18 protein-coding genes are annotated in these 26,129 nt (G+C 40.4%); 10 read left to right on the plus strand and 8 right to left on the minus strand.

Annotated elements, in window-relative coordinates; all coding sequences use genetic code 11:
• Positions 1 to 553 precede the first annotated feature (553 nt).
• Positions 554 to 841 carry a GIY-YIG nuclease family protein gene (locus tag SVI_RS09835; protein WP_013051370.1) on the minus strand — a complete coding sequence of 96 codons (288 nt, stop codon included), beginning with the start codon at positions 839 to 841 and terminating at the stop codon, positions 554 to 556.
• Positions 842 to 1,848: 1,007 nt separating this feature from the next.
• On the opposite strand from SVI_RS09835, the gene SVI_RS09840 reads away from it, so the two are divergent.
• From SVI_RS09840 to SVI_RS09875, 9 genes are all read left to right on the plus strand, one after another.
• The gene (locus SVI_RS09840; protein WP_013051372.1) at positions 1,849 to 2,130 is read left to right on the plus strand and encodes a hypothetical protein; all 282 of its coding nucleotides are present in this window, start codon (positions 1,849 to 1,851) and stop codon (positions 2,128 to 2,130) included.
• Positions 2,131 to 2,851: 721 nt separating this feature from the next.
• Entirely contained in the window at positions 2,852 to 4,447 is a 1,596-nt protein-coding gene (dptF, locus tag SVI_RS09845; RefSeq protein WP_013051373.1) for a DNA phosphorothioation-dependent restriction protein DptF, read from the plus strand.
• A 2-nt stretch (positions 4,448 to 4,449) separates the two neighbouring features.
• A complete protein-coding gene (dptG, locus tag SVI_RS09850) occupies positions 4,450 to 5,799 on the plus strand; it encodes a DNA phosphorothioation-dependent restriction protein DptG (RefSeq protein ID WP_013051374.1) in 1,350 nt (449 codons plus the stop codon).
• Positions 5,780 to 11,044: a DNA phosphorothioation-dependent restriction protein DptH gene (dptH, locus tag SVI_RS09855; RefSeq protein ID WP_013051375.1), complete on the plus strand. Its 5,265-nt coding sequence runs from the start codon at positions 5,780 to 5,782 to the stop codon at positions 11,042 to 11,044. The genes dptG and dptH overlap by 20 nt, the downstream gene beginning before the upstream one ends.
• A 303-nt stretch (positions 11,045 to 11,347) precedes the next feature.
• Positions 11,348 to 12,217, plus strand: coding sequence for a phosphorothioated DNA-binding restriction endonuclease (locus SVI_RS09860; protein ID WP_013051377.1), 870 nt, complete (start codon positions 11,348 to 11,350; stop codon positions 12,215 to 12,217).
• Positions 12,218 to 12,439: 222 nt separating this feature from the next.
• Entirely contained in the window at positions 12,440 to 13,633 is a 1,194-nt protein-coding gene (locus SVI_RS09865) for a DUF262 domain-containing protein (protein WP_013051378.1), read from the plus strand.
• Positions 13,626 to 15,218, plus strand: a complete 1,593-nt coding sequence (locus tag SVI_RS09870) for an ATP-dependent nuclease (protein ID WP_013051379.1) — start codon at positions 13,626 to 13,628, stop codon at positions 15,216 to 15,218. Before SVI_RS09865 ends, SVI_RS09870 begins: the two co-directional genes overlap by 8 nt.
• Before the next feature lie 741 nt (positions 15,219 to 15,959).
• Positions 15,960 to 16,082: an IS66 family insertion sequence element accessory protein TnpB gene (gene tnpB, locus SVI_RS21445; RefSeq protein ID WP_157608677.1), complete on the plus strand. Its 123-nt coding sequence runs from the start codon at positions 15,960 to 15,962 to the stop codon at positions 16,080 to 16,082.
• A gap of 221 nt (positions 16,083 to 16,303) precedes the next feature.
• Positions 16,304 to 16,585, plus strand: coding sequence for a hypothetical protein (locus SVI_RS09875; RefSeq protein ID WP_041419851.1), 282 nt, complete (start codon positions 16,304 to 16,306; stop codon positions 16,583 to 16,585).
• Here the strand turns inward: SVI_RS09875 and dndE are convergent, their stop codons facing one another.
• The 7 genes from dndE to SVI_RS09910 form a co-directional block, all read right to left on the minus strand.
• Positions 16,586 to 16,957, minus strand: a complete 372-nt coding sequence (gene dndE / locus SVI_RS09880) for a DNA sulfur modification protein DndE (protein WP_013051382.1) — start codon at positions 16,955 to 16,957, stop codon at positions 16,586 to 16,588. It abuts the gene before it with no gap.
• A complete protein-coding gene (dndD, locus tag SVI_RS09885) occupies positions 16,957 to 18,972 on the minus strand; it encodes a DNA sulfur modification protein DndD (RefSeq protein WP_013051383.1) in 2,016 nt (671 codons plus the stop codon). Before dndD ends, dndE begins: the two co-directional genes overlap by 1 nt.
• 1 nt (position 18,973) lies before the next feature.
• Positions 18,974 to 20,740 (minus strand): DNA phosphorothioation system sulfurtransferase DndC, encoded by a 1,767-nt coding sequence (locus tag SVI_RS09890; protein ID WP_013051384.1) that lies wholly within the window; start codon positions 20,738 to 20,740, stop codon positions 18,974 to 18,976.
• Positions 20,733 to 21,842, minus strand: a complete 1,110-nt coding sequence (gene dndB / locus SVI_RS09895) for a DNA sulfur modification protein DndB (protein ID WP_013051385.1) — start codon at positions 21,840 to 21,842, stop codon at positions 20,733 to 20,735. The genes SVI_RS09890 and dndB overlap by 8 nt, the downstream gene beginning before the upstream one ends.
• A 172-nt stretch (positions 21,843 to 22,014) precedes the next feature.
• Positions 22,015 to 24,051, minus strand: coding sequence for a DNA phosphorothioation-associated putative methyltransferase (locus SVI_RS09900; RefSeq protein ID WP_013051386.1), 2,037 nt, complete (start codon positions 24,049 to 24,051; stop codon positions 22,015 to 22,017).
• A gap of 29 nt (positions 24,052 to 24,080) precedes the next feature.
• Positions 24,081 to 24,299: a hypothetical protein gene (locus SVI_RS09905; RefSeq protein ID WP_013051387.1), complete on the minus strand. Its 219-nt coding sequence runs from the start codon at positions 24,297 to 24,299 to the stop codon at positions 24,081 to 24,083.
• 10 nt (positions 24,300 to 24,309) lie between these two features.
• Positions 24,310 to 24,894 carry a hypothetical protein gene (locus SVI_RS09910; RefSeq protein WP_013051388.1) on the minus strand — a complete coding sequence of 195 codons (585 nt, stop codon included), beginning with the start codon at positions 24,892 to 24,894 and terminating at the stop codon, positions 24,310 to 24,312.
• Between the two features lie 155 nt (positions 24,895 to 25,049).
• On the opposite strand from SVI_RS09910, the gene SVI_RS09915 reads away from it, so the two are divergent.
• Entirely contained in the window at positions 25,050 to 25,946 is an 897-nt protein-coding gene (locus SVI_RS09915; protein WP_013051389.1) for a YeeE/YedE thiosulfate transporter family protein, read from the plus strand.
• Positions 25,947 to 26,129: the final 183 nt, after the last annotated feature.

Raw genomic sequence — 26,129 nt, forward strand, 5'->3', positions numbered from 1 at the left:
ATACCGGAAAGACGAAATAGGTAAGCATTACGGATTTATCTACTATTCTATCTTCTGACCTACAGGGACGTAGGAAATGTCGATCATGCATGGAGCAATTATCGACCCGGACTTGCTTGTTCCGGGGTCCAGTGCTCACTCCGTCTTCCCGGGCTTGTTCCGGGATCTAGTGCTCACTCCGTCATCCCGGACTCGTTCCGGGATCTAGCCTTTGTCTTTAGACTCTAAGCAGTGGGTTCCGGCCATCAAGCATGCCGGAAAGACAGAATGTAAACATACCGGAACACAGTAGGTCAGCTTAGTCCTTTTAAGGCTTCGTTTATTACTTGATATCCGCAACTCGCAACCTGTTTGCACTTGTCCAAGGCTTTTATATTACTCTCGTCTTCCCGGACTTGTTCCGGGATCCAGCTGTTGTTTTTAGGTTCTAATAAATGGATTCCGGCCAACGAGCATACCGGAAAGACGAGGTAGAAGAACACTGGACCAGTCGCTTTGCTGTCTTCCCGGACTTGTTCCGGGATCCAGATTTTGATGTTGGTTCTAAAGAGGCTCAGCTCTTAATCTCATCCCATAAGTCATGCCATTCCGGATTCTGGTTTTCGATAAGATTGATTTTCCATTGCCTACGCCACTTTTTAAGTTTCTTCTCAAGGGATATTGCTGAATACATACAGTCAGTAAGCTCATAATAAACTAGCTGGGTAACATGGTATCTATCAGTAAATCCAGTGACTAGGTGCTCTCTATGTTCCCAGATACGCTTAATCAGGTCACTGGTGACACCCACATATAAGGTCCCATTCTTCTTACTGGCTAATATGTACACACAAGGCTGCATGCTCTTCGTCCATGAAGTTAATAGAATCTAATTTTAGACTAGCTCCGTCATACGGAGCAGAGATAAAGCAGACAAGAATGGATTCCGGCCAACAGGCATGCCGGAAAGACGAAATAGGTAAGCATACCGGAAAGATGAAATAGATTAAGCATACCGAGAAGGCGGTAAGTGGTGCTGTTACTCTTCTTTTTTGTTGTCATCCCAGACTTGTTCCGGGATCCAGTTTTTATCTTTAGGTACTAAACAATGGATTCCGGCCAACAAGAGTGCCGGAAAGACGAGATTGAAGAGCACTGGACTCGTCGCTTTGCCGTCATGACCTCCATGGGTCAAGGCGGAAATGTCGATTTGTGGCGACTATAGGGATATAGAAGGTACGAGTCTATGAATGGACAAAGGTAGAATAATGCAGGAGCAATTATGGAGCCGACTCTACACCTTCGTAATCTGACCGCCATGGGTCTGTGATATTCCATATATCACTCAGACATTTCCCATATCCCTATGGGTCAACGCGGGAATGTCGATCATGCATGGAGCAATTATCGACCCGGACTTGCTCGTTACGGGATCCATCTCTTGTCTAGCACCCATAGCGCTTCCAGCATGTGAATTAAACGAGTAACCTCTAGCTTGTCTTGTTGGATTTAACCTTCTAATTGGACACTAGATGGAAACTCATTTAAGCCGTTATTTTACTTCTAACTGAATATTTGAGTATTGCTTGGCGTGTAAGTGGCTGGCTTGATTCGATTCGAGGTTTAATTTAACTCGCTGCAAGCTGCAATTTGTAAACGGCAGTGGTCATCATCTTTAGACCAGACTGTACGGCTTGGTATTTGTTGCTGATCATTGATGCTAATGATTGTTTATGGTCGTTTATTATCATTTATTATAGACAGTCGCTAAAAACCGGCCTTCGCCACACTAGCAGCATAAACTTCGGCCACGACCAAATTTAGATTATCAGAATTAATTCTTACATAGGAATAGTACAGGAATGGTAAATGAGTAAGAAGCCAGATAGACAGACTGCCATGTTACTTTTGATTGAGCAGGTAAAGGATGGTTTACCACTGTATGAGCCCGACACCTTCATCTGCGGCCCGAACGGCAGCTGCCAAGGTTGCCCCAAGAAACTCTTGGAGCTGGTGGATACTGAATTGACCTATTGGGAATCGGCCATTCAGCGCGGTGCTATCCCTGATTTTGATGAGATCTCCCGCTTCGCCAAGCTCTGCAAGAATGTGCGCCGGGGCCTAGTACGCAACAATATCTTAAGCGCCTAACCAAGCATTCGTAGAGCCTATCCCTAGATACATAACATACACTGACGTAAACAGATATTCCGGGCAATATGAGTGCCGGAAAGACGAGCTAAGTGTAGATGTAGTCGAGCCACCTAATTATGCTGATTACAATTATCGACCCATCTACATATATGTCATCTGACCGCCATGGGTCTGTGATATTCCCTATATCACTCAGACATTCCCCATATCACTATCGGTTAGTTCGGAAATGTCTTCCCGGGCTTGTTCCGGCAACAAGCCATTGTCTTTAAGTTCTGATCACAAATATCTTACTGATGATCATTAAGTATCACAGGCATTCTTAGTCATCTTGATACAGTTAAAATTTATAATGAATAGGACACTCCAGTTAAAATAAAAAGAGTGCTGACGGCGGGATATAATTCGGTAAATAAAATGAATTAATAAGTAATATTTTTAACCTTGGTGAAACACCTTAGTCTCACTAAGGTACATAACCATTTTTTATAAAGGTATATATCTGTTGCGTTTTTTATGCAAACACGTATCTTAATAAGTTGAAAAAGGAGTTTAATTGGCACAGGGAAAGGTGAACCTCTCAAAATCCATGTTACATGGTGTAAAAAATCAATTTTTAAATGATTTTTTACATGTAGCGTGAGCCAACTCAAAGTTTCCTAGATGATATCAACTTATAAATACCAGTTAATGCAAAAGCATTTCGAATTGGAGATCTATGCAAAGGTTTAAATCCGTTTTATCTGTGTTGTCTAAATCCTCGCCCTATGCCGTTAGAACACTGAATCAAAATGACGACTCTATCGAGGACCGGATAAAAGATTATTTATTTATCACAACTGATATCGAGCGTGCGTTTAAAGAAGCGCTAATCAATGCGACAGAAGATGACATTATATTCCTGTGTGGCAGTAGTGGTGATGGTAAGTCTGAAATTTTAACTCGCTACTGTGAAATGGCCATGTTCAAAGACCGTTGCGTTTTTCACTTAGATGCAACCCACAGCTTTTCACCTACTGCTAATGCAATCCAAACGTTGGATGAGTTATTTGAACAGAACCTTAGCTCAGATAAAATCCTGGTCGTTGGTATTAACGTAGGTATGCTTGGTAATTATGCCCAAGAAGGGGCTGAACAGCATAATGAGATAAAATCTTCTATAAAAAGCTTCCTCGATGGCTCGACTAGTCAGGCTAATCATCTGTTCCTTGATTTTGAACAGTTCCCTAAATTCATCTTGGGCCAGCAGGGCTACACTGCCGAATTTGTTAAAGCACTTTTTCAAAAGCTTACTGCACCGAATAACAACATTATTCGTGACCATTTTGAGCATGAGAAGACACTGCTCAAAGCCGCTGACAAACAGTTATGTGCAAACTATGAGTTACTGAGTGATGAGGCTGTACAAGATACCGTTATCGAGCTGTTGTTTAAAGCTAGACTAGTAAAAGATCAGTTTCTCACCGCACGTGCCCTGCTTGATTTTATATTTCACCTTCTAGCGGGACCTGCTTATCTGTTTGATAACTTATTTACAGGCAGTGACAATGAGTTAGCGAGTAAAATCGTAGGCTTCGATCCTGCCAATATTCGGACTCAACACATAGACAAATTTATATTGTCTAGAAGCCTAGGCTTACCTGACCACGATTTCGAAGTTTTCGTTGAGGCGCTTGCACTAAAAGGCTTTACTACAAGTCTACAACCAGAATCTTATTTGAGACTTTTCTACCTACTTAAAAATACTGAGTTTGCCAATAACTACCACCAGTCATTTAGTGATGATTTTCAGCAGCAATTGATAAAAAAATATGCAGAAATTTGGCACCTACATTGTCACTTCGATGGTTCTGATGAGCATAAGCTAGCACTGCGTCAATATTACAAAGATGTAGCGATTACCGCTATTCACAAATACAACAATCGTAATGCCCCAAAACTCGGAAAAGGCGAGTTTTTTATCTCTGAGCATAATGGATTTCAACTAGCTGCGGACCTTGAGCTTAAAGCCCATGTGACTCAAATAGCGGAAGATAAAGAGGCCAAAACCTCACATTTCAACACTTACTTCAAAGTGGGCAAGCGTGTTGTTAAGCTTCCAACCAACATAAACCTCTTGAGTCTGATGTTACGTATTGTCGAAGGTTACCGCCCAAACAAGCATGATAAAAATACAGTGGTGCTTTTAGATGAGCTAGTAGAACAGATTGCAGAAGTTGCTAACGGCTCTGACACGCTGCACATACTGAACAAAAACGGTAGATACAAAATTACCAATGACAATTTTGATGAATTTGAAGTGAGCGGCCTATAACTATGTTGCTATTAAAACCTGAGTTACAGGTAAAAAATAATACACTAAACAGTTACTTTCCTATCAGAACCAAAGACAGATATGACATCTTTGTATGGGATAGTGCACTAGGACATGTGGTAAAACACTCTTATCGAAAAGAGTTTATTCCGTTTAAAGACCCAGCAGATCCTACCGGGAAAAAGAAAAAACAGTTTGAATTAGCAGATTTTAAAAACGCCAGCCAAAAAGTATTTTTACGTAAGTTAGATGAAGCTGACTTCTGGCCAATAATCGATAAAATGTATTTCGAGGGAAATGAGCTGTTCAAAATCACTCCTGAATTTCTGCTTTTCAAAACAAATAAATCTGAAAATCACGTACGCGATGGTCGTCTCGGCAGTATGTTTGCCAGCTTATTACAAGACTTTGTATTTACAGATAAGCCACATTCGCAACTTAACTTTCTCGAGCAGCAGCTCTATGACGTGTTGAGCTTACACCTTAAAAGTCAAGACGTAGCAACGGGAGATTTAGTCAGTAAAGAAGCGCCATACTTACCATTTATGGCTAACCACTTTCAGCAAGATCTTAAGTTTTTGAGCAAGCGTCCTAAATACTTACTCTCAATTTTCAAAGATTTCCTTCGACTTTACGCGCATCTATATACTGCACAGCTCGCATTAAATTTAAAAGACTGGCGTTCGGGTGAACCTAAGCCAAAATTGCATTACTTTATTTTGGACAGTGAAAAGGCCAGTGATGAACGTACTTTAGTTAAGAGTTATGGTCATAAGCAGCTTTCTGCTGCACTTTGGAGTATCTTTCCATATCTGGCAATGAACGAAAGTTTGCAAGATAATAAAAATCAGATCATGCCTATTTGGGCTTTAGCACAAAACTTGGCAGAGCATCCAACTTGTGCTGAAGCACTTGAAAGCTATGCTGCAGACTTTAAAGCAAATAGACAACTCAATACCAGCATATCAAACTCACAAGACCCACTAGATCAGCTCCAAAACTTATTAAGGCTTAGTGCTGCACAATTTAGTCGCGGTGAATCCAGGTCTGACATCAACTTACAATACGTCAAATCGACCGAGTCAGAGCTTTGCTCTCACTTTATTCAAAGTCGAGGTCGTGCGGGGCGGGTGATGGTGTTTAATCAAGATTACCTTCTTTTGTTGACAAACCTTGCAGTGGGCGAAAAAGAAAAGCTACGTTTCCATGAGCTTATCTTAGCGTTCGAATCCAGAGGGGTGTTTTTTGACAAGCAGAGTCAACAGGCTCTAATCACATTTTATGAACGCATCGGCAATGTTGAGCGTATGAGTGACAGTGGAGATGCAGTATATGTCTTTAAAACAATTTAACGATTTTCTAGCTGAACAATTTCTAAATTGGGGGCAGCAAGCCCTAAAAGCAGGTTTTAGATATCAGTTTCAGTCTCCTGATATGGATAACAGCTTAAAACTGTTTAACTCAATAGTATCCAAATCTGATGGCAGCATAAATGTTAAAGGCACTAAGCTACCTGTAGTACAGTGTGGTGAAGTACTATTACTGCCTGTACTGCATAGTGAAGACTCGAGTAAATGTGCAGGCTTTACAGAAAACTTCATTTCACATCTGCGTGACGAGGTAGCTGGACAGTTTGGCGAGCTCGAAGGTTGTGCACTGCTTGTAATACATAACAGTATGTTAGATACCTTGATTAACTCTGCTGAGGATGTCGCGCAACCCACTAGCATTTGGCACCCTGAGCAGATAAAACACGCCATGCATGATCTGATTGATGATTTTAATGGGACTCGAAAAGTTTCTGAGTGTCTGCTCGAGTACAGGTTTAACCAGATTGTCGACGATGGCGCGACCATGTTTGGCTTTGAAGACCTCTACAAGGCGTTACTCGATGGTGATCTAAAGTTCAGCGAGCTTGGCTTACTAAATGACCCCGCGATTCTCACTTGGGACGGCAAACCTGAGCAGATCAATAAACGCTTAGAAGAGAACAAGCGTCTCTACGAAGAGCTTGAGCGTATTACTCATCATTCCCCTAATGAATTAGAGGAAAAGCTAGCCGAAAAAGATTTCGGTGCCAAGTTTGTCACCAAGCACTTCGGTGGAGATGATACAGAACGCTGGAAAACTGAACTTGAATTCAGTGCGTGTAAACAAGAGCAAGATGATAACCGTAAAAACCTGTTAGAGCTCGAAAGCGAATCCATTTTGCAGGGTGAGCTAATTGCCAAGAACAAGGTAGAAACTAAAGCCGGCCGCAGAGAGCGTCATCTTATCTTGGTGTTAGAGGATGATCAGCAAGACTTTGGTTTTGAGTTAACCTTTATTGGCGGGAAAATTGAACGCTATCAGTGTTCCATTATGCACAATAAAACCGACCTGATTGAAATTGCTAACCCAGTTAATTCTGGTGGGAAGCGAAGTCGTGTCACCATAACAGGGCTATACCCGGACAAAGCGACGTTTTTCACTTTTAACCTTAAGCGAGAAAAAACCGCAGAACGTTACAAGTTTAAAGTTTTAGTCATTAGAAGTGGCGACTTCAACATTGATGCCTTCAGGAATAACTTTTTAATCGAGCCTTCATCATCGGCTAAAAAAGGTTCCAGAATTACGCTGCAAACTGAAGACAACAGTTTTGTCATTGGCATTAATGGTGGACAAGAGGGCGGTAAAGCCGTGCTCGGTGAAATAGGCCAAGTTTTTGATAATCAAGCGACTAGTGAAATAGACTTCGAGCAGATAGCTAATGAATCCGACGAGTTACATTTTATCGTTAAGGGACAAGACTCATCTTTAACCTTTAACGTAGAGGGAGCCATAGCAACTGATACACTAACGCTTCCGCTCATATTAGACAAAGACAGATTTGCTCGTCTCTATCAAGATAACTATCTAGGCAGCTTTAATCGCTCAAAAAATAAAGTGTTACTCGATAATAAAGAGGTCTCACCTAAGGGCAGGCGCTTAACCTTACTGCAGTGGGAAGCTGAAATTGTCGATGAGCGCGATAAATCACAAGCTCCTTTGTATTTAGTAGATATAGAAGCGACATATCCTTCTCTGTATGTTGCTTATCGTGCGCTATTTGATTACTACGTACAAAACCGCACACTACCGAGTCTTTGTAGTTGGGGCCCTGAGTATCGGGTTTTAGCCGGAGAGGTCGTTAAGCAATACAATAAGGCTATTTGCGCTATTGGTGATGATATTTTGCTCACCCCCGAGCAGAAGCAACTTATCAGTCTGGGCTTTGCCACATTTAACGGTCAAGGTTATATCACGCCGTTCCACCCCTTGGTAATGGCTTACTACTTAGCTTTAGCAGAGCGTGTTACTCAAGATGACAGCCAGAGTTTTAAGACCCTGCCAAAGGTGACTATAGATAGGCTTAATGTCCGTGGATTGTTGCCATTTGTTTATGATCCTATTCATGGTTTTGCATTCAGCCAGCTTGAGAAAGACAACTGTTTCTGGCTTGAGTTAGTGCCACAACAAGACACCAGTTTTTCTTATGTGCGCAAACTGGTCAAAGACAAGGTAGGTGAATTTAGAAATGCCTTCTCTGCACTGTTTACCGCAGGACCTAATGCGACACTTCTGATCAACTCAGTCAACAATAAGTTGAACCATGAACTTTTCATGGGCCTTGTGGATTTTGTTAAAGCAAACAAAGACAAGGTGTGCCACATACACGTCAACTTATATGACGACAAGTTGGTTTATAGTGAGTTCGACAGGTTTGCCGAAACAGCGAGTTACGATAAGCTCAAGAGCTTATATGAGTTAGACAAGGGTGCCATTCGTGAGCAAGCTGACACCATTATTGACCTGCTACGTACCAGGCTTACCTACAGTAAGTTTGAGAATGACAAGATAGATGGCAAACAAGCCTACTCACATCTGAGCTTCTTCAGAAATAACACCAAGGTTGTGCCAAGAGACGTGAATGTCGACAAGCAACTCAGTGGAGTTGTTTGCCACGGTCTGCTGGCGGGAGAAGCTGCTGCAAATAAACAAGGCAGCTATTTCACTGCATTTGGCCTAAATAAGGTTGATACTTCAGGCCACCCACACCTGCAGATAGCTCAAAAGTTGGGAGGGTTAATCAAACCTGCGTTACTTTCCAGTGAGCCGACGGGTAATTCTAAATCGATGGCGCTGGTTGTCAGCGATAACTTTAGAACCTTATTAGAGCGTTCCTATGAGAGCTCAATCTGGACTACCATTATCGATCCTAAGGTTACCTTAGACTTTTTCGACAATGCCAAAGATATGGTGTTAATTCATTACTCGGATAATTACACCAACTCGGCCAATTACGATGCCATTACTGTTACTCGTCAAACAGACCTGTACAAGAAAGTGCTCGAGCAAGATGAAGGTGGGATAACCGAAGAGTTTAATGCCTTTAATGGCGAGTGGCTGCTAAAGATGATCACCGCCAATGCTAATGATCGTAAAGAGAAGAAGGGCATTATAGGCGCGTACAAATTCGTAAACTGCTTATTGTCTAAATCTGATATTACCTGGGTACCGTTATCGGTCGCTGAGATGATACGTGTGACCGGCAATATTGGCCTTAAGATGTCAGACAGCGACTTCTCACGTAATGTCCAAGGCTACAAGTCTGGTCATATTTCAGATGATGTACTGTTTGTTGGTTTTAAAGACAAGCAAATGTACGTGCTGCCACTAGAAGTTAAAACCGGTATTAAACAGACTCACAATAAAGGGGTACAGCAGGCTAAAGAGCTTAAGCGTTACCTGTGTGAAGACATACTTGGCCGTAATGACTTTGCTGGTATGTTGTACCGTGGCTTATTTATCCGCCAGGTTCTCATGCAGATAGACAAGTATGAGCTGTATAACCTCTATTCTGACACATATTTCGATGCATTCTTAGCAGAACGTGAGTGGTGGTTACAAGGTGATTACGGCATCTCTGATTTAGCTGAGTATCCCGATGGTTTCATGTTGTCTCATGTTGAGAACGACACCTTCTTTGAAGCAGATTTTAATGAAGTCGACGACATCTTAAAAATTCAGCTGCCTATTAGTTACCTCAAGCGACTCGTCAGCACACCACTGCGTGAGTTGATGAATGATGTCCGTCCTGAGCAACTCTGTCATATACCTGAAAAGTATCTGCTCACACCAGAGAATTCGAGTGAAATTAGAAAAATAATCCCAACGAAAGTTGATGATATTGAGATCGGTTTACACGAGGAAAGTGTCGAAATACCAAGAGATTCAGGACGTGCGATAGAGCTAAATGACTTGTTTCCTGAGAGACATGTAGTAAAGCCTGCTCTTAAGACTGACAAAATAGATGAAAGTGAAATTAGTGCTGATAAACATGTTGAGCTTGAAAAGGTCATTCCAGATACTACAGGTACTAGTAACAGTAAATTTAACAAGTCCTCCGAACCTATTGGGCAGAGCCCGATTGTTCAACGTGAGCAAAGTGATGAACCTATTAAAATCCTAATTGGTCATGATGTCCGCGATAACACCGAAGTGTATTGGGAGCCGACTAATACTGCCAAGTTTATGAATACGAACTCGGGCATTATCGGCACCATGGGTACAGGTAAAACACAGTGCACTAAATCAGTAGTGACTCAGTTATATCGTCAGCAAGACCGCAATGTCGATGGCAAGCCGATAGGTATTCTAATTTTCGATTACAAGTCCGACTATGTCGATGACAAGTTTTTAACGGCGACTAATGGTAAAAAGTTCAATCTACATAAACTGCCATACAATCCGCTTAGTCTGTTTGGTGATACCCCCATGTTACCGGTGCATACGGCCCGTGGATTCTCTGAAACCATGGGCAAGGCGTTTGGTTTAGGGCAAAAGCAGCAGCTGAAACTACGTAAGCTTATTGGTGAAGCATATGAATTGGCGGGAATCAAGAAGGGCGATCAATGCACCTGGAGTAAACCTGCACCAACGATAACTGATATCTGGGCACTGTTTGAAGAGACTGAGCCGACTGAAGATTCGCTTTATGCCGCGCTTGAAAGCTTATATGAGCTTGAGATCTTCGAAGACAATCATGAGAAGTGCACCAGTTTATATGAGCTGATCGATGGCATCACAGTTATTGAGCTTGCAGGTTACCCATCGGAGATCCAAAACTTAGTTGTGGCTCTGACTATGGACTTGTTTTATTCGCAGATGCAGAAGCAAGGTAAACCAGAAGTGCAGGGGGACTTTAGGCAGGTCACTAAGCTATTACTTGTAGATGAAGCCGATAACTTCATGTCGCAAAACTTCCCCAGTCTTCGCAAGGTACTTAAAGAGGGCCGCGAATATGGTGTTGGTGTGATTCTGTCGACCCAAGATATTACTCATTTTAAGACCAGCGAGAATGATTACTCAACTTATATATTAAGTTGGATCGTCCATCGCGTGTCTCAGCTTAAAAACCAGGACATCAAGTCAATCTTCAATAAGGACGATAAGTCAGATCAAGATAACCTGATGAAGAGCATTCGTGAGCTAGATAAACACTACAGCTTATATGTTGATGGTGATAAGAAAGTGCAGAAGATCAAAGATAAAGCTTTTTGGGAGCTGCTTAGCTAACAAACTTGCTAACTGATTGATAAAAAACACCCTTCGGGGTGTTTTTTTGAGCTAGCACATATTATTTGTAGATGTAATATGTTTATAATCATATAACTACACAATTATGAGTCAATTAAATGGATTTAATTTGCAAAAACAAGGACATCACTGATTTCGTAAGAGTGTTTAGCTTCTATTGTAAAATAATAACTCTCCTCTTTAAAGCTAGTAAGTGCGATTTCACTGCATACTTCTTAAGCTTGTTTATTCCTAGCTTAACTTCACCCAATATCAGACTATCTGGTGTCATAGGGTGCCTAAATGACTCCAAATGAGCTAAGGGGCGCAGTCTTAAATGTTAAGCGGTGGTCCAGAAGTGATCAACGAGCGCCAAATAAACCGTTAATGATGGTCTATGTACTTTCAAAGTACCTCCAAGGTCATGGCCAATTTTTCGATTATGAAAGTGAGGTTGACAGAGAAGTGACTGAGTTACTGAGAAGGTTCGGTCCTACTAGATCAATATATCATGCAGAGTATCCATTTTGGCGATTAACTAATGACAATATATGGACGCTCAATAATGCTGAAACCTGCCTTCCACGTAAAAGTAATAATGACCCAAGTAAGCGTGAACTGATCAAGCATCAAGTTACTGGCGGCTTCAATTCTGCAGCTTTTAAAATCCTCTCCCAAGACTCAAACTTTACTTTAGAGTTGTTGGAGTCAATTCTCCAAGATAGTTTCCCTCAAAGTGTTGTTGAAGATATTACAAGACACCTCGGTCTTGAGTTCAACTTCAAGCAAATTCAAAAGCGCGATCCCAGATTTAGAAAAGAGGTATTGCGAGCCTATAATTACCAGTGTGCCGTTTGTGGTTTCGATCTTCGGATGGATGATGTCAGTGTCGGATTAGAAGCTGCGCACATTAAGTGGAAACAGTTTAATGGCCCATGTGAAGTAAGTAATGGCTTGACGCTATGCGCAGTGCATCATAAAGCGTTTGATAAAGGTGCATTTTCTATTACAGAAGACTTTAAAGTGAAGCTATCAGATAGCCTAAATGGAGGTGAGCAAGTACAGCGTTTATTTTTTGATTTTGAACATAAATTAATTAATTTACCGAAGAAGGATAATTGTCTGCCTAATTTAGAGTTTTTGTTCTGGCATCAGAAAGAAGTGTTTAAATAGCGTACTAGTTGCCTTTAATGGCCGGTTTTAGACAAGTTAGGAAGCAGTTTATTATCAATTAAGTTAATGATTTAATGTACAAAATGTACCCCCGTTTTTCCAAAGAACTAAAGAAGGGTGAGAGTATGGTGTAGGAATAATTCTGACTACTCAAGCCATCACTACTTTAAAACCATACTAGGTATTAAAAAAATATTAATTATAAAGAAAGGTATTTTGAACGTGAAAATAAAAATTTTAGATTCAGATTTACATTCAATTCACACAAGAATTTCACAGGGTATAATTGATTTACAACCCGATTTTCAACGAGGATCAGTTTGGTCTCCGCCTAAGCAAAAAAAATTAGTTGACTCGATTTTAAGGGGGTGGCAGGTTCCCCCCGTACATGTGATTCGTACTGAAGAGTATTCATTAGAAGTATTAGATGGACAGCAAAGACTAAGAGCTGTATATGATTTTATGAATAATGAATTCAAAATCAAAGGGGACTTTGAGCCGATAGATTCATCCATTGAAGAACTAAATGGACTTTACTATAAACAGCTTCCAGAGCCAATTAAAAGAAAACTTGATTTCTATTCAATTAGAATGTTGGAAGTGTATGATTATGAGCCTGGTGAAACTGGTGAATTGTTTAATCGTTTGAATCAGTCCCTGAATTTAACTGCGGCAGAAAAAAGGAATGCACAGATCGGTGTGACACGTACACAAATAAAAAGTCTGTCTGTTCTTATGCATAATGTTGGGTTAGATACTGCATTTATCGGATTTTCAAACACTAGAATGGCATATGATGATTTGTTTGCAAAACTATCAACTTATTTAGAAAAGCGTAACATACGGGCTAAAGTTACAGATTCAGAATTATATGAGCAATACAGAAATGCAATACCTTATGATGATAAAATAATTGAATCAATCGAATATACACTTAGGTTATTATCAGAAGTAAAGCAAGAGCTTATTGAGCGTGATTTGAGTATACATATAACTAAAGCAACTCTCTTTAGTTGGTTGTTTTTTATATCTTCAATATATATAAATGATAAAGAAAAAATTGATAAAAATCGAATTAAAGAAAGTTTTATAACGTTTGAATCAATGAGGTATCGTTTTAAGAACAATATCGATGACTCTGTACGTTGGAGTGGTATACCATTCCCTAAAGAAAAGATTCATGCGATATTTTCTCTATTTAATGAAAGAGCTAGCTCAAGGGTTATGAGTACAGGATCTTTATTAATTAGAGATTGGGCTATTTCTTTATATTACTATCTTCAAAATATGGACTATGCAGGGTTAACTTATCAGCTAAATGAACTTGGAAAAATAATTATCAGTTTAAATAGTGATGAATTGGACATAAAAGCCACGGTTGAGCGATTAGCTGAAAGTGGAGATCAAAATGCTTGATAGGAAAGCAGAGGTATCTAACTTTTGGAGGCATCTTAAAGAGCGTAAAGGTTTTAAACTTAAAGTGTCTAGAATATTTATCAAAGGAGATGGGATTATGGATACAATCCCTCTTGATATTAATAGTGCATTGACAACTATTTGCGGGAAAAATGGTGCTGGTAAAACTACAGTTTTAAAATCTATCTACTCTGTCTTGACAGGAATAGAAGCTGAAAATACCTTTCACAATGTAGAAGATAGTTATGTTGCAATTAATGAAGTATCTAACAAAGTAAATAAATTTTACGGGAATAATTATACTACCTTTGATAATGTCTTATATTTAGAGCCAGCAGATGATGCTATAATCATAAAAAATAAAATAATAAATGATTCAACATTTAATGATGATTATATAGAAAATGGTGATGAAAGTCCTATTCTCGATGAATACTTAGGCTATATAAAAAAAATACTATCAAATGACATCGAAAAAATAACCGTAATTGAAATCGAAGGTGTGTTGGAAAAAGACCGTATATTGCCATATTTTCAGGTTTATAAAAGAGGAATAAAGTATGGGTCACTTGAGATGGGGCAAGGCGAGCATAAGATTTTGTATCTAGTATGGAGTATGATAACGGTTAAAACTAACTCAATTTTGATGTTAGAAGAGCCTGAAGCTTTCTTGTGCTCAAAATCACAAGAGTATTTAATGGACTTCATAGCCTGTATAATCGATAGAAAGAAGCTTCATGTATTTTTATCCACACATTCAGATCATATTTTAAGAAAACAAAATGTAACATCTTGTTTAATTGTTAAAAGAAATAATGAAGATAAAATTTGCCTGACATCAGAGAAAGACAAAAGTAAATATCTAGCAGCTTTAGGTTTAGAACCTTCAAAAAAAGGTGTTTATTTAGTCGAAGATGAGTTTGCAAAACTAGTCATACAAACTATATTAAATGAAACCAATTCAAGCCTTTTACAAGAGTTTTATATAGATCAATTACAAGGTGAATCGCATGTTTTACAAGTTGCTATGCATTACAAATCAAGTAATATGAAAATAGTATGCTTATTAGATGCCGATCAAAAAGGAAAGTTAAAAGAGGATAGTTTCTTGATACCTATTGCATATTTACCTGCAAATCAGATAGTTGCACCTGAACAAGAAATAATTTCTTATGTTAAGAGTAATGTAGATAGCTTTGTCCAAAGAATGAATTCATCTAAAGATAATATTAAAAGAGAAATTGTTTCCTTAGAAGAGAATCACCATGATTGGTTCGAAGAGTTAAGTGCAAGGCTAAATTTTACAAATAGTGAAATATTGAAAGTTAATGCTATTTCTTTATGGATTCAGGGTAACCGAGATAAAATTGATAAGTTTGTACATGTATTGGAAAACTTACACGAAAATTTGACTGTAAAAATTGAAAAGAAAAATGAAAATTATTTTGTTAATTCTAACGGAATAACATATGACCTAGATCCTAAACTAAAAGAAAGAATTAATCTTGAATTCTACAATGGTAAAGATATGAAAGGATATCTACAGTTTTCAAAAGGAAATGAGGTTTTTAATTTTATTGTATAATATTAGTAGGGTGAAGTTAAATGTCGTCTTATTTATTATAAGGCGACATTAATTAGGGTGAAGTTGGAAAGTAAATATGACTATTAAAATCCAATATGGATTTCTCAAAACTGAATGCCACCTTCTATATTTGTAACCCAAGCTGGCATGAATGAACAGCCTTCTAGAACAGGGTACTTATACCTCAGTAGCTGTCAGATACTAACAGTGTATCATCCTTATCTAACACTAAACTATCATCTAATTTTAGTTCCGTTTCAATAGTATCGACAGGTACGTAAGTAAAACTTTATTTTATTGAGCGGAAGAAAGCTATAAATGAAGACACTTTTGGGGCTATACCCGTGTACGGTTTTAGTTTTTTATATTCTCTTCAATTTGTTTGATTAGATTCATTCGATTAGCTAGTATTAGTGAGCTCTTACGATTTTATTTTTTTGAATGTTACGTTCCCAGAAATATCCTTCATGTAATACCGAGGATTTTGTAACGCCATCGAATTTTATCTCGTAGGCATGAGAAATATCATCTTTTAGATAGTCACTAGACTTCTAGTGCTAACTAACTCATCAATCTCTGTATCCAGTTGAGAGGATAATCACCTGATAGCTAGCTTCTGGGAAGTAGTGCTCTATTAGTTTGTCTCTGTACCTAGAATCGAGGTAAGCGTCTGGTAATCCCCACCTTCATATTTAACGGCTTATAAATCATCATTGTTTTTCTGAATAATGGGAGAACGATATGTTTGGCAACAGCACTCGGCTTGATGTCACTTTGCTCTGTGGGATCACTGATATGCGTAAATCAATCGACGGCTTAAGTAACATCGTGGCCTATGAACTCGAGCAAGAACCCTGCGGTTAGAGAGAGTTATATGATTAGTAAAGATTACCGTGCGGTGTTAGGCGGCCATAGCAATATGATGACCCGCTTGCTGTACTTAAAGATGAAGGAGTGTTTGTTAGCTTTAAGTCGGTTTTAATTTTTCAGCTATGGTAGGTTTTAGGCAATAGAAAAGAGTCGAGTTTTCAGATAGCAGTGAAAAAATACTACTGCATATTTTTACTGAGGACGTTGATATCCCTTTGATCAACTGTATAGCTCTTGCTGAGACGGAAGATGTCAATATCTTACGTAGAGAGTCATTGGAGGATGCTCTAAATATATTTGAAGAATACGCCTGCGGAGGGCTGGAATATTTAGATGAGGTGATTGATAGAGCAAATTGTAAAGAGTCTATTCAGCAACAAATACAAGATTTGGACGGTGATCATTTAACGGATGATATTACCAATCTTTTTCAGCAAAATATTCGCAGTAAAACTCTGACAGAAATCAATATTATTTCTGTCAGATTATCAAGATAGCTATTTTGTTGCAATAGCTTCTGAAAGGTCATTGATTTTTCGATGGTTTCTTATAGCTGCTATGCCATCTTCTACATGCGCAGCCCAGGCTGACATCAATGGGCGACCTTCTAAACCTGGGTATTTAAGTTTAAGTAGCTGTTCACTCACCAACTGCGTGTCACCCATCCAGGTGATTTTATCTAATACTAAATTGCCATCTAACTTGCGTTCAGTCTCTATAGGTTCTGCAGGTAGGTAGGTGAAACCAGATTCAATTGACCTAAAAAATGCAATTCGAGATGACACGTTTGGGGCAATCCCCGTGTACTGTTTTAGCTTTTTTAGATGCTCTTCAGTTTGTTTGGTTAGATTCATGCGATTAGGTAGCATTAGTTAGCTCCTACTACTTTATTTTGTTGAATGTTACGTTCCCAGAAATATCCTTCACGTAATACCGACGATTTTGTAACTCCATCGAATTTTATCTCGTAGGCATGAGAAATATCATCTTTTAGATAATCACTACTAAAATATGATTCATCGATCTCGGTATCTGTAGACAAGATAATTACCTGATGGCTAGCTTCTGGGAAGTAGTGCTCTATTAGTTTGTTTCTGTGCTTAGAATCTAGGCGACCAAGTGGTGTATCGATAATAATAGGTAGTTTCTTACCCGATGTTTTTCCGAGCGCTTCTAGAATTGAGATGGCATATATTTGTTTTTCACCAGCAGATAAGCCTTTACGGCTAATTACGTGCTTGTTTTCATCGATCAATTCAACATCAAATGTCTTTGTGTTGATACGTGCAGAAAGTTGCAGGTCTTCCTTACGTGCGAGTTTCCGATAGCTCTTGATGAATTCAGTTTCCAGTTGTTTTACTCGTACCGCGGTAAGTTGCTCACTAAACTCAGCAAGCAGTGCATGGGTATTTTGTGCGTTGGTGAGTGAAGCTTCTGCTGTTGAAGCGACTTTATGTTTATCGTGTAGCTTTTGAACCTTACGGGCATAATCTATGGCTTCACGGTATTTTTTCTTTGCAGCTTCAGTGTTATCTCTGTGTTCGACAATAGCCGCTGTGCGATGACTATTGAGCACTTTAAGCGCTTCTAATTGAATTTCAAGTTGTTCTTGTTCTGGTGCTCGAGCAATATTGACTGAGATCGCTGCCACTTGCTCTTCGACTATTGTTAAGCGCTTACGTACAAGGTCAAAACGCTTGCGTGAAGAAGGGGCTTGGTTGCTCACCTGGGCTTTTAGCTGGTCATATTCTCTGTCCGATAAATCCAGTAAAATATCTGTTTTAACTTGCTCAGCTTCTCTCTCAGTTAAACATTCTTTGATTTGCTCCAGTGCGACAAAGGAGTTAGAAAGTGTGAATGATAACTTTTTTTCAAGCTCAACCAGAAAGCCATTTAATTCAGTATTAAAGCTATCTGCTTGTTTAGCTTTCTTCTCTGCTTCCAACTGACTTAGCAAGTTTTTCATCGCATTAGGTGCAAGCGCGAAGGGTAGGTCACCTTCGATTTCAGTTCTTAATGCTCGCTCAAGTTCTTTTCGTTCTGCATCTAACTCAAACTGTTTAGATTTTTCTTGCTCACGACTTTGTGCCCAAGCACCACCTCGTGAAGAAAGTTCTTGTTCAGTTTTTTCGATATCTTTAGTGATAAGGTCAATCTTGGCCAAGCAAAGTGATGACTTATTCGCTAATTCGACCCCAGCGTGTTCCGCTGATGTTCTTTCTGATTCCAGTTTTTCAATTTGAGCTTTGATGTTATCAGGCATAGCAGCCGCGTCATGGCGTCTTAGATAAATAGCTAAGTCACTACGTAACCGCTCAGCAACATCGATTCCTAATAAACGACGTACTGCCGTTTGTAAGACTTCACCAGATTCATCTTCTGCAAGATCGGCAATCTTTTCGCCATCGAAGAAGAATAGGTCCGAAATACCTGGTGGTATTAATTCGTTGAGGAAACTTTGGCATTGATCGTAACTCATGCTGCTAAGCTCGGAATTATCTTGTTCAAGTACCAGTTTATCTTTTTGGCCGCGTTTCCAACCGCGAGTGACACTGTACTCACTTTCAATGCCATTATGGCTATGGGTAAAGATGAGCTGAATTGAAGTTTTATCTACACTGATGCCTACGCCGTTATGGATCAGCGCATCGAGTTGCTCCTGATATTGAGCAGAGCTCATGCCTCGACCGAAAGCAGCACGACCATAAAGCGCTACGCGTACTGCTGTTAGGATAGAGGTCTTACCCGAACCATTCAATCCACCAAATAAAATGATGGGCGATGGGGTCGTTTGATGTTTACGGTTTATACGTGGTGCCAGGTCTATTTCGTGTACGCCACGAAATACTCTGAAATTATTGATCACAAGGCTTTTGATTATCATTTTAAAAGTCCACCTTAGCTTGCTTGTCTAGCGCCAGGATTTCAGTCTCGTACTTTTCGATTTGATCTTTATGGATATCAAAGTCTGACTTACTCTGTAGTTGAGCATGTCGCTGTTTAATTTCCTCCAAAGAACCCCAATCCTGCCTAAGTAAGGTACCTAGCTTATCGAACACTCCGGTGCGTCGGCTTAAACCTTCGAGGGAAAGCTCCAGATCGAGAAGTTTCTGTACCATCTCAGGCTCTACCGCATATTGTTCACTTAAATCTTGCAGTATTTGTGCTTCAAGTTCGCCGAAACTAGAGTTGTCATTAATCACCCAGTTAAGATCGGTACCGAATACTTCACGATAAATCTTTGGCAGTGTATCGGCCCAATCCGGCTCATTAGGATCGTTGAGCCATTCTTGACGAATAGCATGAAGCTCGGGCTCAGTGACTAAGGTGACAGAATAACCGTTTTTATTAAATTCTCTTTGTTGTACCAATAACTCAGTGAGCCACTCTTTACGGCACTTAAGCCAATAAGGTCCTGGCACATGTGCGCGCTCAGATGATAACTCTTGACCCTCTTTAACACGTTGATAATTAACTTTACCTACACGGCGTTTGAAGTTGCGATAAATATCTTTATTCGCTGGTACATTCGTTTCAGCAAGCTTATTTCGGAAGGTGAGTAGAGGTTGCATCCACTCTTCGCCATTTTTAATCAGGCTTTCCATGGCACGATCTTTAGTGACAACTGTACAGGTCCAACAGCCAAATCGTGAGTTACCACATGATGGTGTGCTGTCATCGATGACCATAGGGCACTCACCTTGATCAGATGAGTCTTTATACAGGTTCCAAAGAGTGAGGTTTTTACCGCCCCAAGGATTTTCCCATTCAAGGTCATACTCATTTGACCATTTTTTACCTATGCCCATAGGGGAGATTGTCACCTCTAAGCTACAGGCACGAATGAGTTTCCACACATCATCCATACTCCAAGTATCGATAGGGGTATAAATAAAGGCATTTGCTAGTGTGGTATGACGAGCGAGTCGGGTATTTTCAATTTTATGTTTTGCAATAACCTGAGCACGAGAAGCACTTTCTTGACTACGTGAACCAAGAATCACTATGACTTCATCATGTTGTGAGACTTTCTCTTTAATAAAATCACTCACTGGATCGATTTTCATCCGCTCGGTACACCAACGGAAACTTTGGGTCGGGGCAGGGTAGCCTTTGCCCAATAAGCAAGACCAGAATGTTTGATGAGGCTTAGGTAATACCTTGTGAGTAGTCAAAGGTAAACCATCACGCTTAGCATGGTTACCAATAGTCTCTAGTGACTTGTTGACGTGATCCACTACCAGTGGTGTTTCCACTAAGGTATCTGATGCTACGACATAAACAGGTTTGGTACGTTTAGCCTTATCGAGTGACAATAATGCTAAATAAATGAGTGTAACAACGGCCGTTGAGTCTTTACCGCCGCTATAGCCAATAACCCAAGGGCGATTGTCGGAACAATAAACACTTTGAACATCATCAATAAAATGTTGAAGTAAAAAGCCTTCATTGCTTTTTTGCTCGCGCAATAAGTCACGACATAAATTCATACTGACTTGATGCTTTAATGAATCATCAAGCTTGTTATATTTATCTAACTCTACAGGTAAAGTGTCACTATTTTTATATCGCTTGAAGCCGGCAAAGAATTCTTTTTGAATATATTCTAACTGCTCATCGTCTAGCGCATCGGCTTGGAATAAATCAGCCATTAGATGCCTCACTACTTGGTATATGTTGGTTTTCTAGGGCTCGCTCTTCCGGAGTTAATGAAAGTGACAAAGTTTGCTTAAGTGCGTTGGTGGTCAACATGATGTTGGTAGACGCTTTACTTAACTTGCCATGTAGCATGCTTCGGTGGGCCCATACAGGATTGGATTTTCTCCAATCGACATTTTTTAATTGCTTAATTGTTTCTTTCCATTCATTAGGTTGTGCTGTAATTAATGAACAACCCAATGAGCCCAATGCATGCAATCCAACACCATGTGCATGGATATATTCTTGCCTAAATTGGGAAGGGGATAACTCTTTTTTTATTACCATTTGCCATTCTGGAGTCGCTGCAAACACCGCTTGCCAATATTCAGAAGCTAATTGCTTCTCTTCATCAGTGAAACTGTCTTTCATGCCTTTACCCAGCAGTGCTCGGTTTGCTTGCTTCAAGCTACTCAGGGTGAAGAGTTTACCGCTCTTAGAGCTGATGCTTGATTTCTCCATCTCAGTAAAACCGTTAAAAGGTTTAATGGTTTTTGCTAAATGCCTTGCAAGCTCGGCACTCTCGTCTCTGTGATCGTACAGCGCACCTAAGGAAGGGCTGGGTTTAACCGCATATTTGTTCAGGTCGGCAAACATCTGCTGGCTTCGCTCAAGACCTTCATCGACAAAAAACAACACAGGTATGTTGTCATGGGCTAATTCAGGTTGCTCTTTTATTGCGGCTTCGATTGCGGCACGTCTGTGCTGACCGTCATTGATAAGGATTTGAGCATCCATTGGTATTTTTAATGTACCTAAGTTAGGTGTATCCAGATGATCACTTTCTTCGAAGGTGACTGTTGAAGCCACTGAAACTGTTAAGGCTGAAAAAACATAGCCTTTGGGATTGTCTACAAGATAACGTACCATCTCTGGGATACGTGATTTATTTAACGTACGCTGAGCCCTTAGCTCTGGAGGCACTTCTTCTTCGTCAAACACGAAGATTTTAGGAATAGTGCTTAAGGGACAAGTCGCTATGTAGAAAGGCTTTCCAGCTTGAATCCCCCTCACTGCTGGAAATGAAAAACAATAACCATCTTGTGCGCTTCTCATGGGAACTCCTAACGTGAAACATGACGTTAATTAAAGTTTAGTACGTCAACGTATCACGTCAAATCTAGTGTAAGACGTTATAGGTATAACGGGGGAGGTGGCTATTCTAGTAGATTATGACATGCAATGCACGGAGGAAAAGTAGAATCTGTGTCTTCAGTTTAATAAGTAGTCAGGTTAGTTTATAAAAGCGATAGCCCCGAATTTCAAGGCCTTTTGGCTTCAAACTTGATGTGACAGCATTCAAGTTACAGGGCCTTTTATTGTCTTCAAAAATATCCTCTTTCTTCAATCGTTTATCAAATGAAATTTGTTTGTTGAAGTCTTCGAATGTTTCATCCTGAAACTGGCTCTTATATATCAGTGGTGGTCGGTTGTCTTTTTCTACATAGTCAAAAAAATCCACATCCAACTGCCACATCTTGACCTTAATACGCTCACGTAAGGTGGGCAGGGGGCTGGTATCAAAGTCATCGTATCCCATAAAGCTGACTTTGCCTGAGGTGATATGGATTTTTACTACATCTATTTCATCTAGCTCACCGTAGAGCTGCGCCGCGGCGCCTACGTATACCCGTAATAGTGCCGGTAGATAAGGCAGGAATTTTTTGTGAAGCTCTAGTGAGTGGCCTAGGTTTAGCTTGCTGGCTGGTAGCGATTCATGTGCTTGACTACAGGCAGCTTCAATCTCTTCAGTATTGGCGATACGGTAAAGCAAAGTTTTTGATTCGGCCAGTGCCACTCTATAAGTGTCGAAGAACACCTTGATGTCACGTTTCTGCTCTTCGGGTAGATGTTGGTAGCCTTTGTGCTGCTCAAACTGACATAAAGCGAAGTACACCAGTAGATCTTCTCGCCGCATCTCAATCGCAGCTTCAAATTCGCTAGTAGCCTGTTCACCCTGAACTTGGAGTAGTAACTTGAGCGCCTTCTTGGCATTACCAAGGGCTGAATTTATATCTGCTATCTCAGAAAATTCTTCCTGTACCGGCAGCCGACCTAGTTGTAAACACCGATCCCAAAATCGATTGAGTAACTCATGATGGCGGGTAAACAGTAATCTAGCTTGCTCTTCACTCGTGGGAGTCGGTGCTGTGATTTGTTTCCAGGCATGGTGGCGCTTGAATCGCCCAGAGAGAAAGCGCTGCTCTTCAATCTTGTCTTTAAAGACATAATAAATACCAGGTGCGATGGCGATAGCATTCTCATCCAGGGTGCGTTCTATATATCCTTTGAGCTCAGCCTGTGCATAGTACTTTTGAAAGGTGTTACGGGAGGTGATGACGCCGTCTTTATACGGCGTGAACTGGCTGATGTATTTGTCATTGGCTAACATGGCAGATACCACCAGCAGCTTTTGAGTCAGTAGCCACGCGCCTATTAGAGCTTCACTTCTTTCAACCTGATCTTCAATCACATTGATCACGAAGCCAATATTCACCAGATCTGAGGTAAGTTTATCGTCTTCGGGCCTAAAGTTTGGATCCCAGCCGATGGCATCGAGCCCGTGTGCTTGTAACTCGGTTAAGTCATCACCGCGGCCGCAGCCATAATCAAAAATTGTATAGTCACCATTAAGATAACCTTGCTTGGCCAGCTGTTTCATTGGTGCCGATAGCTCATGACGCACAATTGCTGTTTTATGACGATCAATTGATGATGCTTGTTCACTATTATTTGGCGACGTGAGGGCTGAACTGCGAAATAACCTGCCATCGAGCAGCGTATACCCGTGCCGCTCTATCACTCTTAACCAAGACTGCTTAAAGCCTATCATACGACTGTTATCGTAGAGCCCCGCATTTTCTCCCTCTTGGGTAATGCATTCAAACTCTTCATAGCTAGTGTGGTGTGTGGGCAGCATGGTTTCTTTGCGATGCAGAATAGGCGGATTATCGCTATTTTTATAATCGACAATGCGATGGCTTAATTTATTGAGATCTACGGTGACACTCTGTGTGAGCGATGGATAAGCTTCGGTGAAGAAGGAGGGATAAGAGAGTAAGGATAATCTGAACTCATTACGGGATAACTTAACTATGTGCCAGTCTTGAGTCTCAACTTTTAGTGCTTTAGCGACTGCGTGGATAAACTGAGTAAGCGACGCTTCTATCTCACTGAAGCTATCTTTATGTAGATAAACGGCGTCTGGTAATTTTTTCCCTAAGGGGATGTCACGAATTAGGTGAGTAAACTGCAGTGCATCCATGTTTTCCCTTAATGATTAATCATTAGCAGTTAGTCAGACGGAGTATCCAACAGATATAGGTAGCTATTACCTTTCTTTTTAAAGACTAACTCACCGCTCATTCGTTTATGCATCAAATCACAACCCGATATTCCAAGTTTGCTCATGGTTGCTTTACTGGTTAACCGTTTGCTACTTTCGATATCTTCTCTACTGGCCAAATTGGCTATAGATTGTTCGAGGTGTTTACCTTTTGGGTCATGACTCATCTGTACAACCTCAGTAGTGCAGCCGTCTAAGCATGGTAATAGCATCGTTTCCTGATGCTCTGTTTCCAGGCGTCCTGCGCCCAGAAATTTGATCGGTATTCATCAACTGTACGAATTGATTCATCTCAGGTCCATAACTGATATGTAGCGGCCGTGACTTGCCATAATAGTAGATACGATCAAATTCTAGGTGTTCTGCTATCCAAACTATGACTTCAGCCATTTTGTCAGCCATAGAATCCACCTCAAAGTCGACCGCAGCCCCCAAGCGTGTGCATATCAATTTACCCTTGCTGTTTAGCTCATGGCAAGCATGTTGATCAATATTGGGCGCAATGTGGGGATTATCATTGTGTGTAATCGCCCGTGATAGCTGCGGTGAGCAAAAGCCATAGGTGAGGGTGATAGGGCCGAAGCGATCCACAATAGGGTCAAGCAGATGAACGGCTAATTGTTGCAGTGCGTCGAAGGTTTGATCTTGAAGCGGAATGTTAATCACTTTACCAAGTCTAGCGGTATCACTACACTCGATTAAATCTTGATAGTTGAAATGTCGACTGGCTTGAGCATTCAGTGCAGGTTTGATCAACTTCACATGTCACCATTTTTCGTTTTCCCAGTTCTTATCGAGAATGACATATTTTAGCGTCATATCAAGTATCTGTTTGCTGGTTTATGCTTTAGGTTAATGTAAGTGCCATTAAAAAGTTTTGATTGTTCAGTGATTGAAACAAAAGGGAGTGGTTTATTTTGTTACTACTAACTTCAATATTTCTCATCGCTTCATTGGGCTACTTAGCGCAAACCACGGGATTATGTCTTGTAAGAGGGGTGAACGAAGCGCTTACGGGCAAGCCTATTTTCCTTTTATCCATTTTAACTAGTGGCTCACTAGCTTGGGTTTCAATTCTTATCGGTGATTATGCTGGTATCGCTATTCCATTTATCTCTTACGAATATTCATTCTTAGCACTCGTTGGTGGCTTGCTGTTTGGTATTGGCGCAGCTTTTAATAGCGGTTGCGGCGTGTCGACAATCAGTAAACTTGCTAGAGGGCAGTTAGTCATGTTTTTCACTATTTGCGGTTGGCTAGTCGGCTGGTTATTGCTAACTACTTTTGTTCCACAATATCAGATAGCTCAATACCAACTCAATTCCAGTTGGCACATTGCCATTTTAATTACAGTGTCTTTTACCATAGTCTTATGTACTACAAGAATGAGTAAAGAAAGCAGGCGCCTATGGTTGAGTATGCTAGGTATTGGACTCACGGCTGGCATTGTATTTTTGACTGAACCTAAGTGGACGCCAAGTGGGCTGTTAAAAGACATTAGTTTGTCACTATGGCATCAAGATTCAGGCTTATGGCCCTCTGACAGTAGATTCTTATTAATCGCCGCTTTGATTATTGGAATGATTGTAGCAGCGGTTCATCGTAAAACGTTCAAGTTTATACCGTTAAATGGGAAGGATTGTATTCGTCATTTACTAGCGGGCTGTTTGATGGGAATAGGTGCAGCCATTGCCAGTGGCGGCAATGATAGCCAGCTACTTCTAGGCCTACCGTCTTTGTCACCGGCAGGCATTACTACCATTTTTAGCATGTTAGTTGGGATAGCACTGGGAAGGCTGATCACAAGAGTTTAAAGGCTTTGTTAATGTCTTTCCGGCACTCTCGTTGGCTGGAATCCACTTATTAGAACCTAAAGATAAGCACTGGATCCCGGAACGAGTCCGGGATGACAATTAGGTGAGTAGAACCTTAACAATATGAATGAGAGTGGGTAAGGCCGAACCATTTCTATTGTTGAATAATCATTCGGCCTTAAT

The sequence above is a fragment of the Shewanella violacea DSS12 genome, assembly GCF_000091325.1.
GTDB lineage: Bacteria > Pseudomonadota > Gammaproteobacteria > Enterobacterales > Shewanellaceae > Shewanella > Shewanella violacea.

Excerpts from the sequence above, each read along its gene's own strand:
- dndB (WP_013051385.1), bottom strand. The coding sequence starts at position 21,842 with ATGAGAAGCGCACAAGATGGTTATTGTTTTTCATTTCCAGCAGTGAGG.
- SVI_RS09860 (WP_013051377.1), top strand. The coding sequence starts at position 11,348 with ATGACTCCAAATGAGCTAAGGGGCGCAGTCTTAAATGTTAAGCGGTGG.
- SVI_RS09905 (WP_013051387.1), bottom strand. The coding sequence starts at position 24,299 with ATGAGTCATGACCCAAAAGGTAAACACCTCGAACAATCTATAGCCAAT.
- dndE (WP_013051382.1), bottom strand. The coding sequence starts at position 16,957 with ATGCTACCTAATCGCATGAATCTAACCAAACAAACTGAAGAGCATCTA.
- SVI_RS09840 (WP_013051372.1), top strand. The coding sequence starts at position 1,849 with ATGAGTAAGAAGCCAGATAGACAGACTGCCATGTTACTTTTGATTGAG.
- dptH (WP_013051375.1), top strand. The coding sequence starts at position 5,780 with ATGTCTTTAAAACAATTTAACGATTTTCTAGCTGAACAATTTCTAAAT.
- SVI_RS09870 (WP_013051379.1), top strand. The coding sequence starts at position 13,626 with ATGCTTGATAGGAAAGCAGAGGTATCTAACTTTTGGAGGCATCTTAAA.
- dptF (WP_013051373.1), top strand. The coding sequence starts at position 2,852 with ATGCAAAGGTTTAAATCCGTTTTATCTGTGTTGTCTAAATCCTCGCCC.
- dndD (WP_013051383.1), bottom strand. The coding sequence starts at position 18,972 with ATGATAATCAAAAGCCTTGTGATCAATAATTTCAGAGTATTTCGTGGC.
- SVI_RS09890 (WP_013051384.1), bottom strand. The coding sequence starts at position 20,740 with ATGGCTGATTTATTCCAAGCCGATGCGCTAGACGATGAGCAGTTAGAA.
- SVI_RS09835 (WP_013051370.1), bottom strand. The coding sequence starts at position 841 with ATGCAGCCTTGTGTGTACATATTAGCCAGTAAGAAGAATGGGACCTTA.
- tnpB (WP_157608677.1), top strand. The coding sequence starts at position 15,960 with ATGTTTGGCAACAGCACTCGGCTTGATGTCACTTTGCTCTGTGGGATC.
- dptG (WP_013051374.1), top strand. The coding sequence starts at position 4,450 with ATGTTGCTATTAAAACCTGAGTTACAGGTAAAAAATAATACACTAAAC.
- SVI_RS09900 (WP_013051386.1), bottom strand. The coding sequence starts at position 24,051 with ATGGATGCACTGCAGTTTACTCACCTAATTCGTGACATCCCCTTAGGG.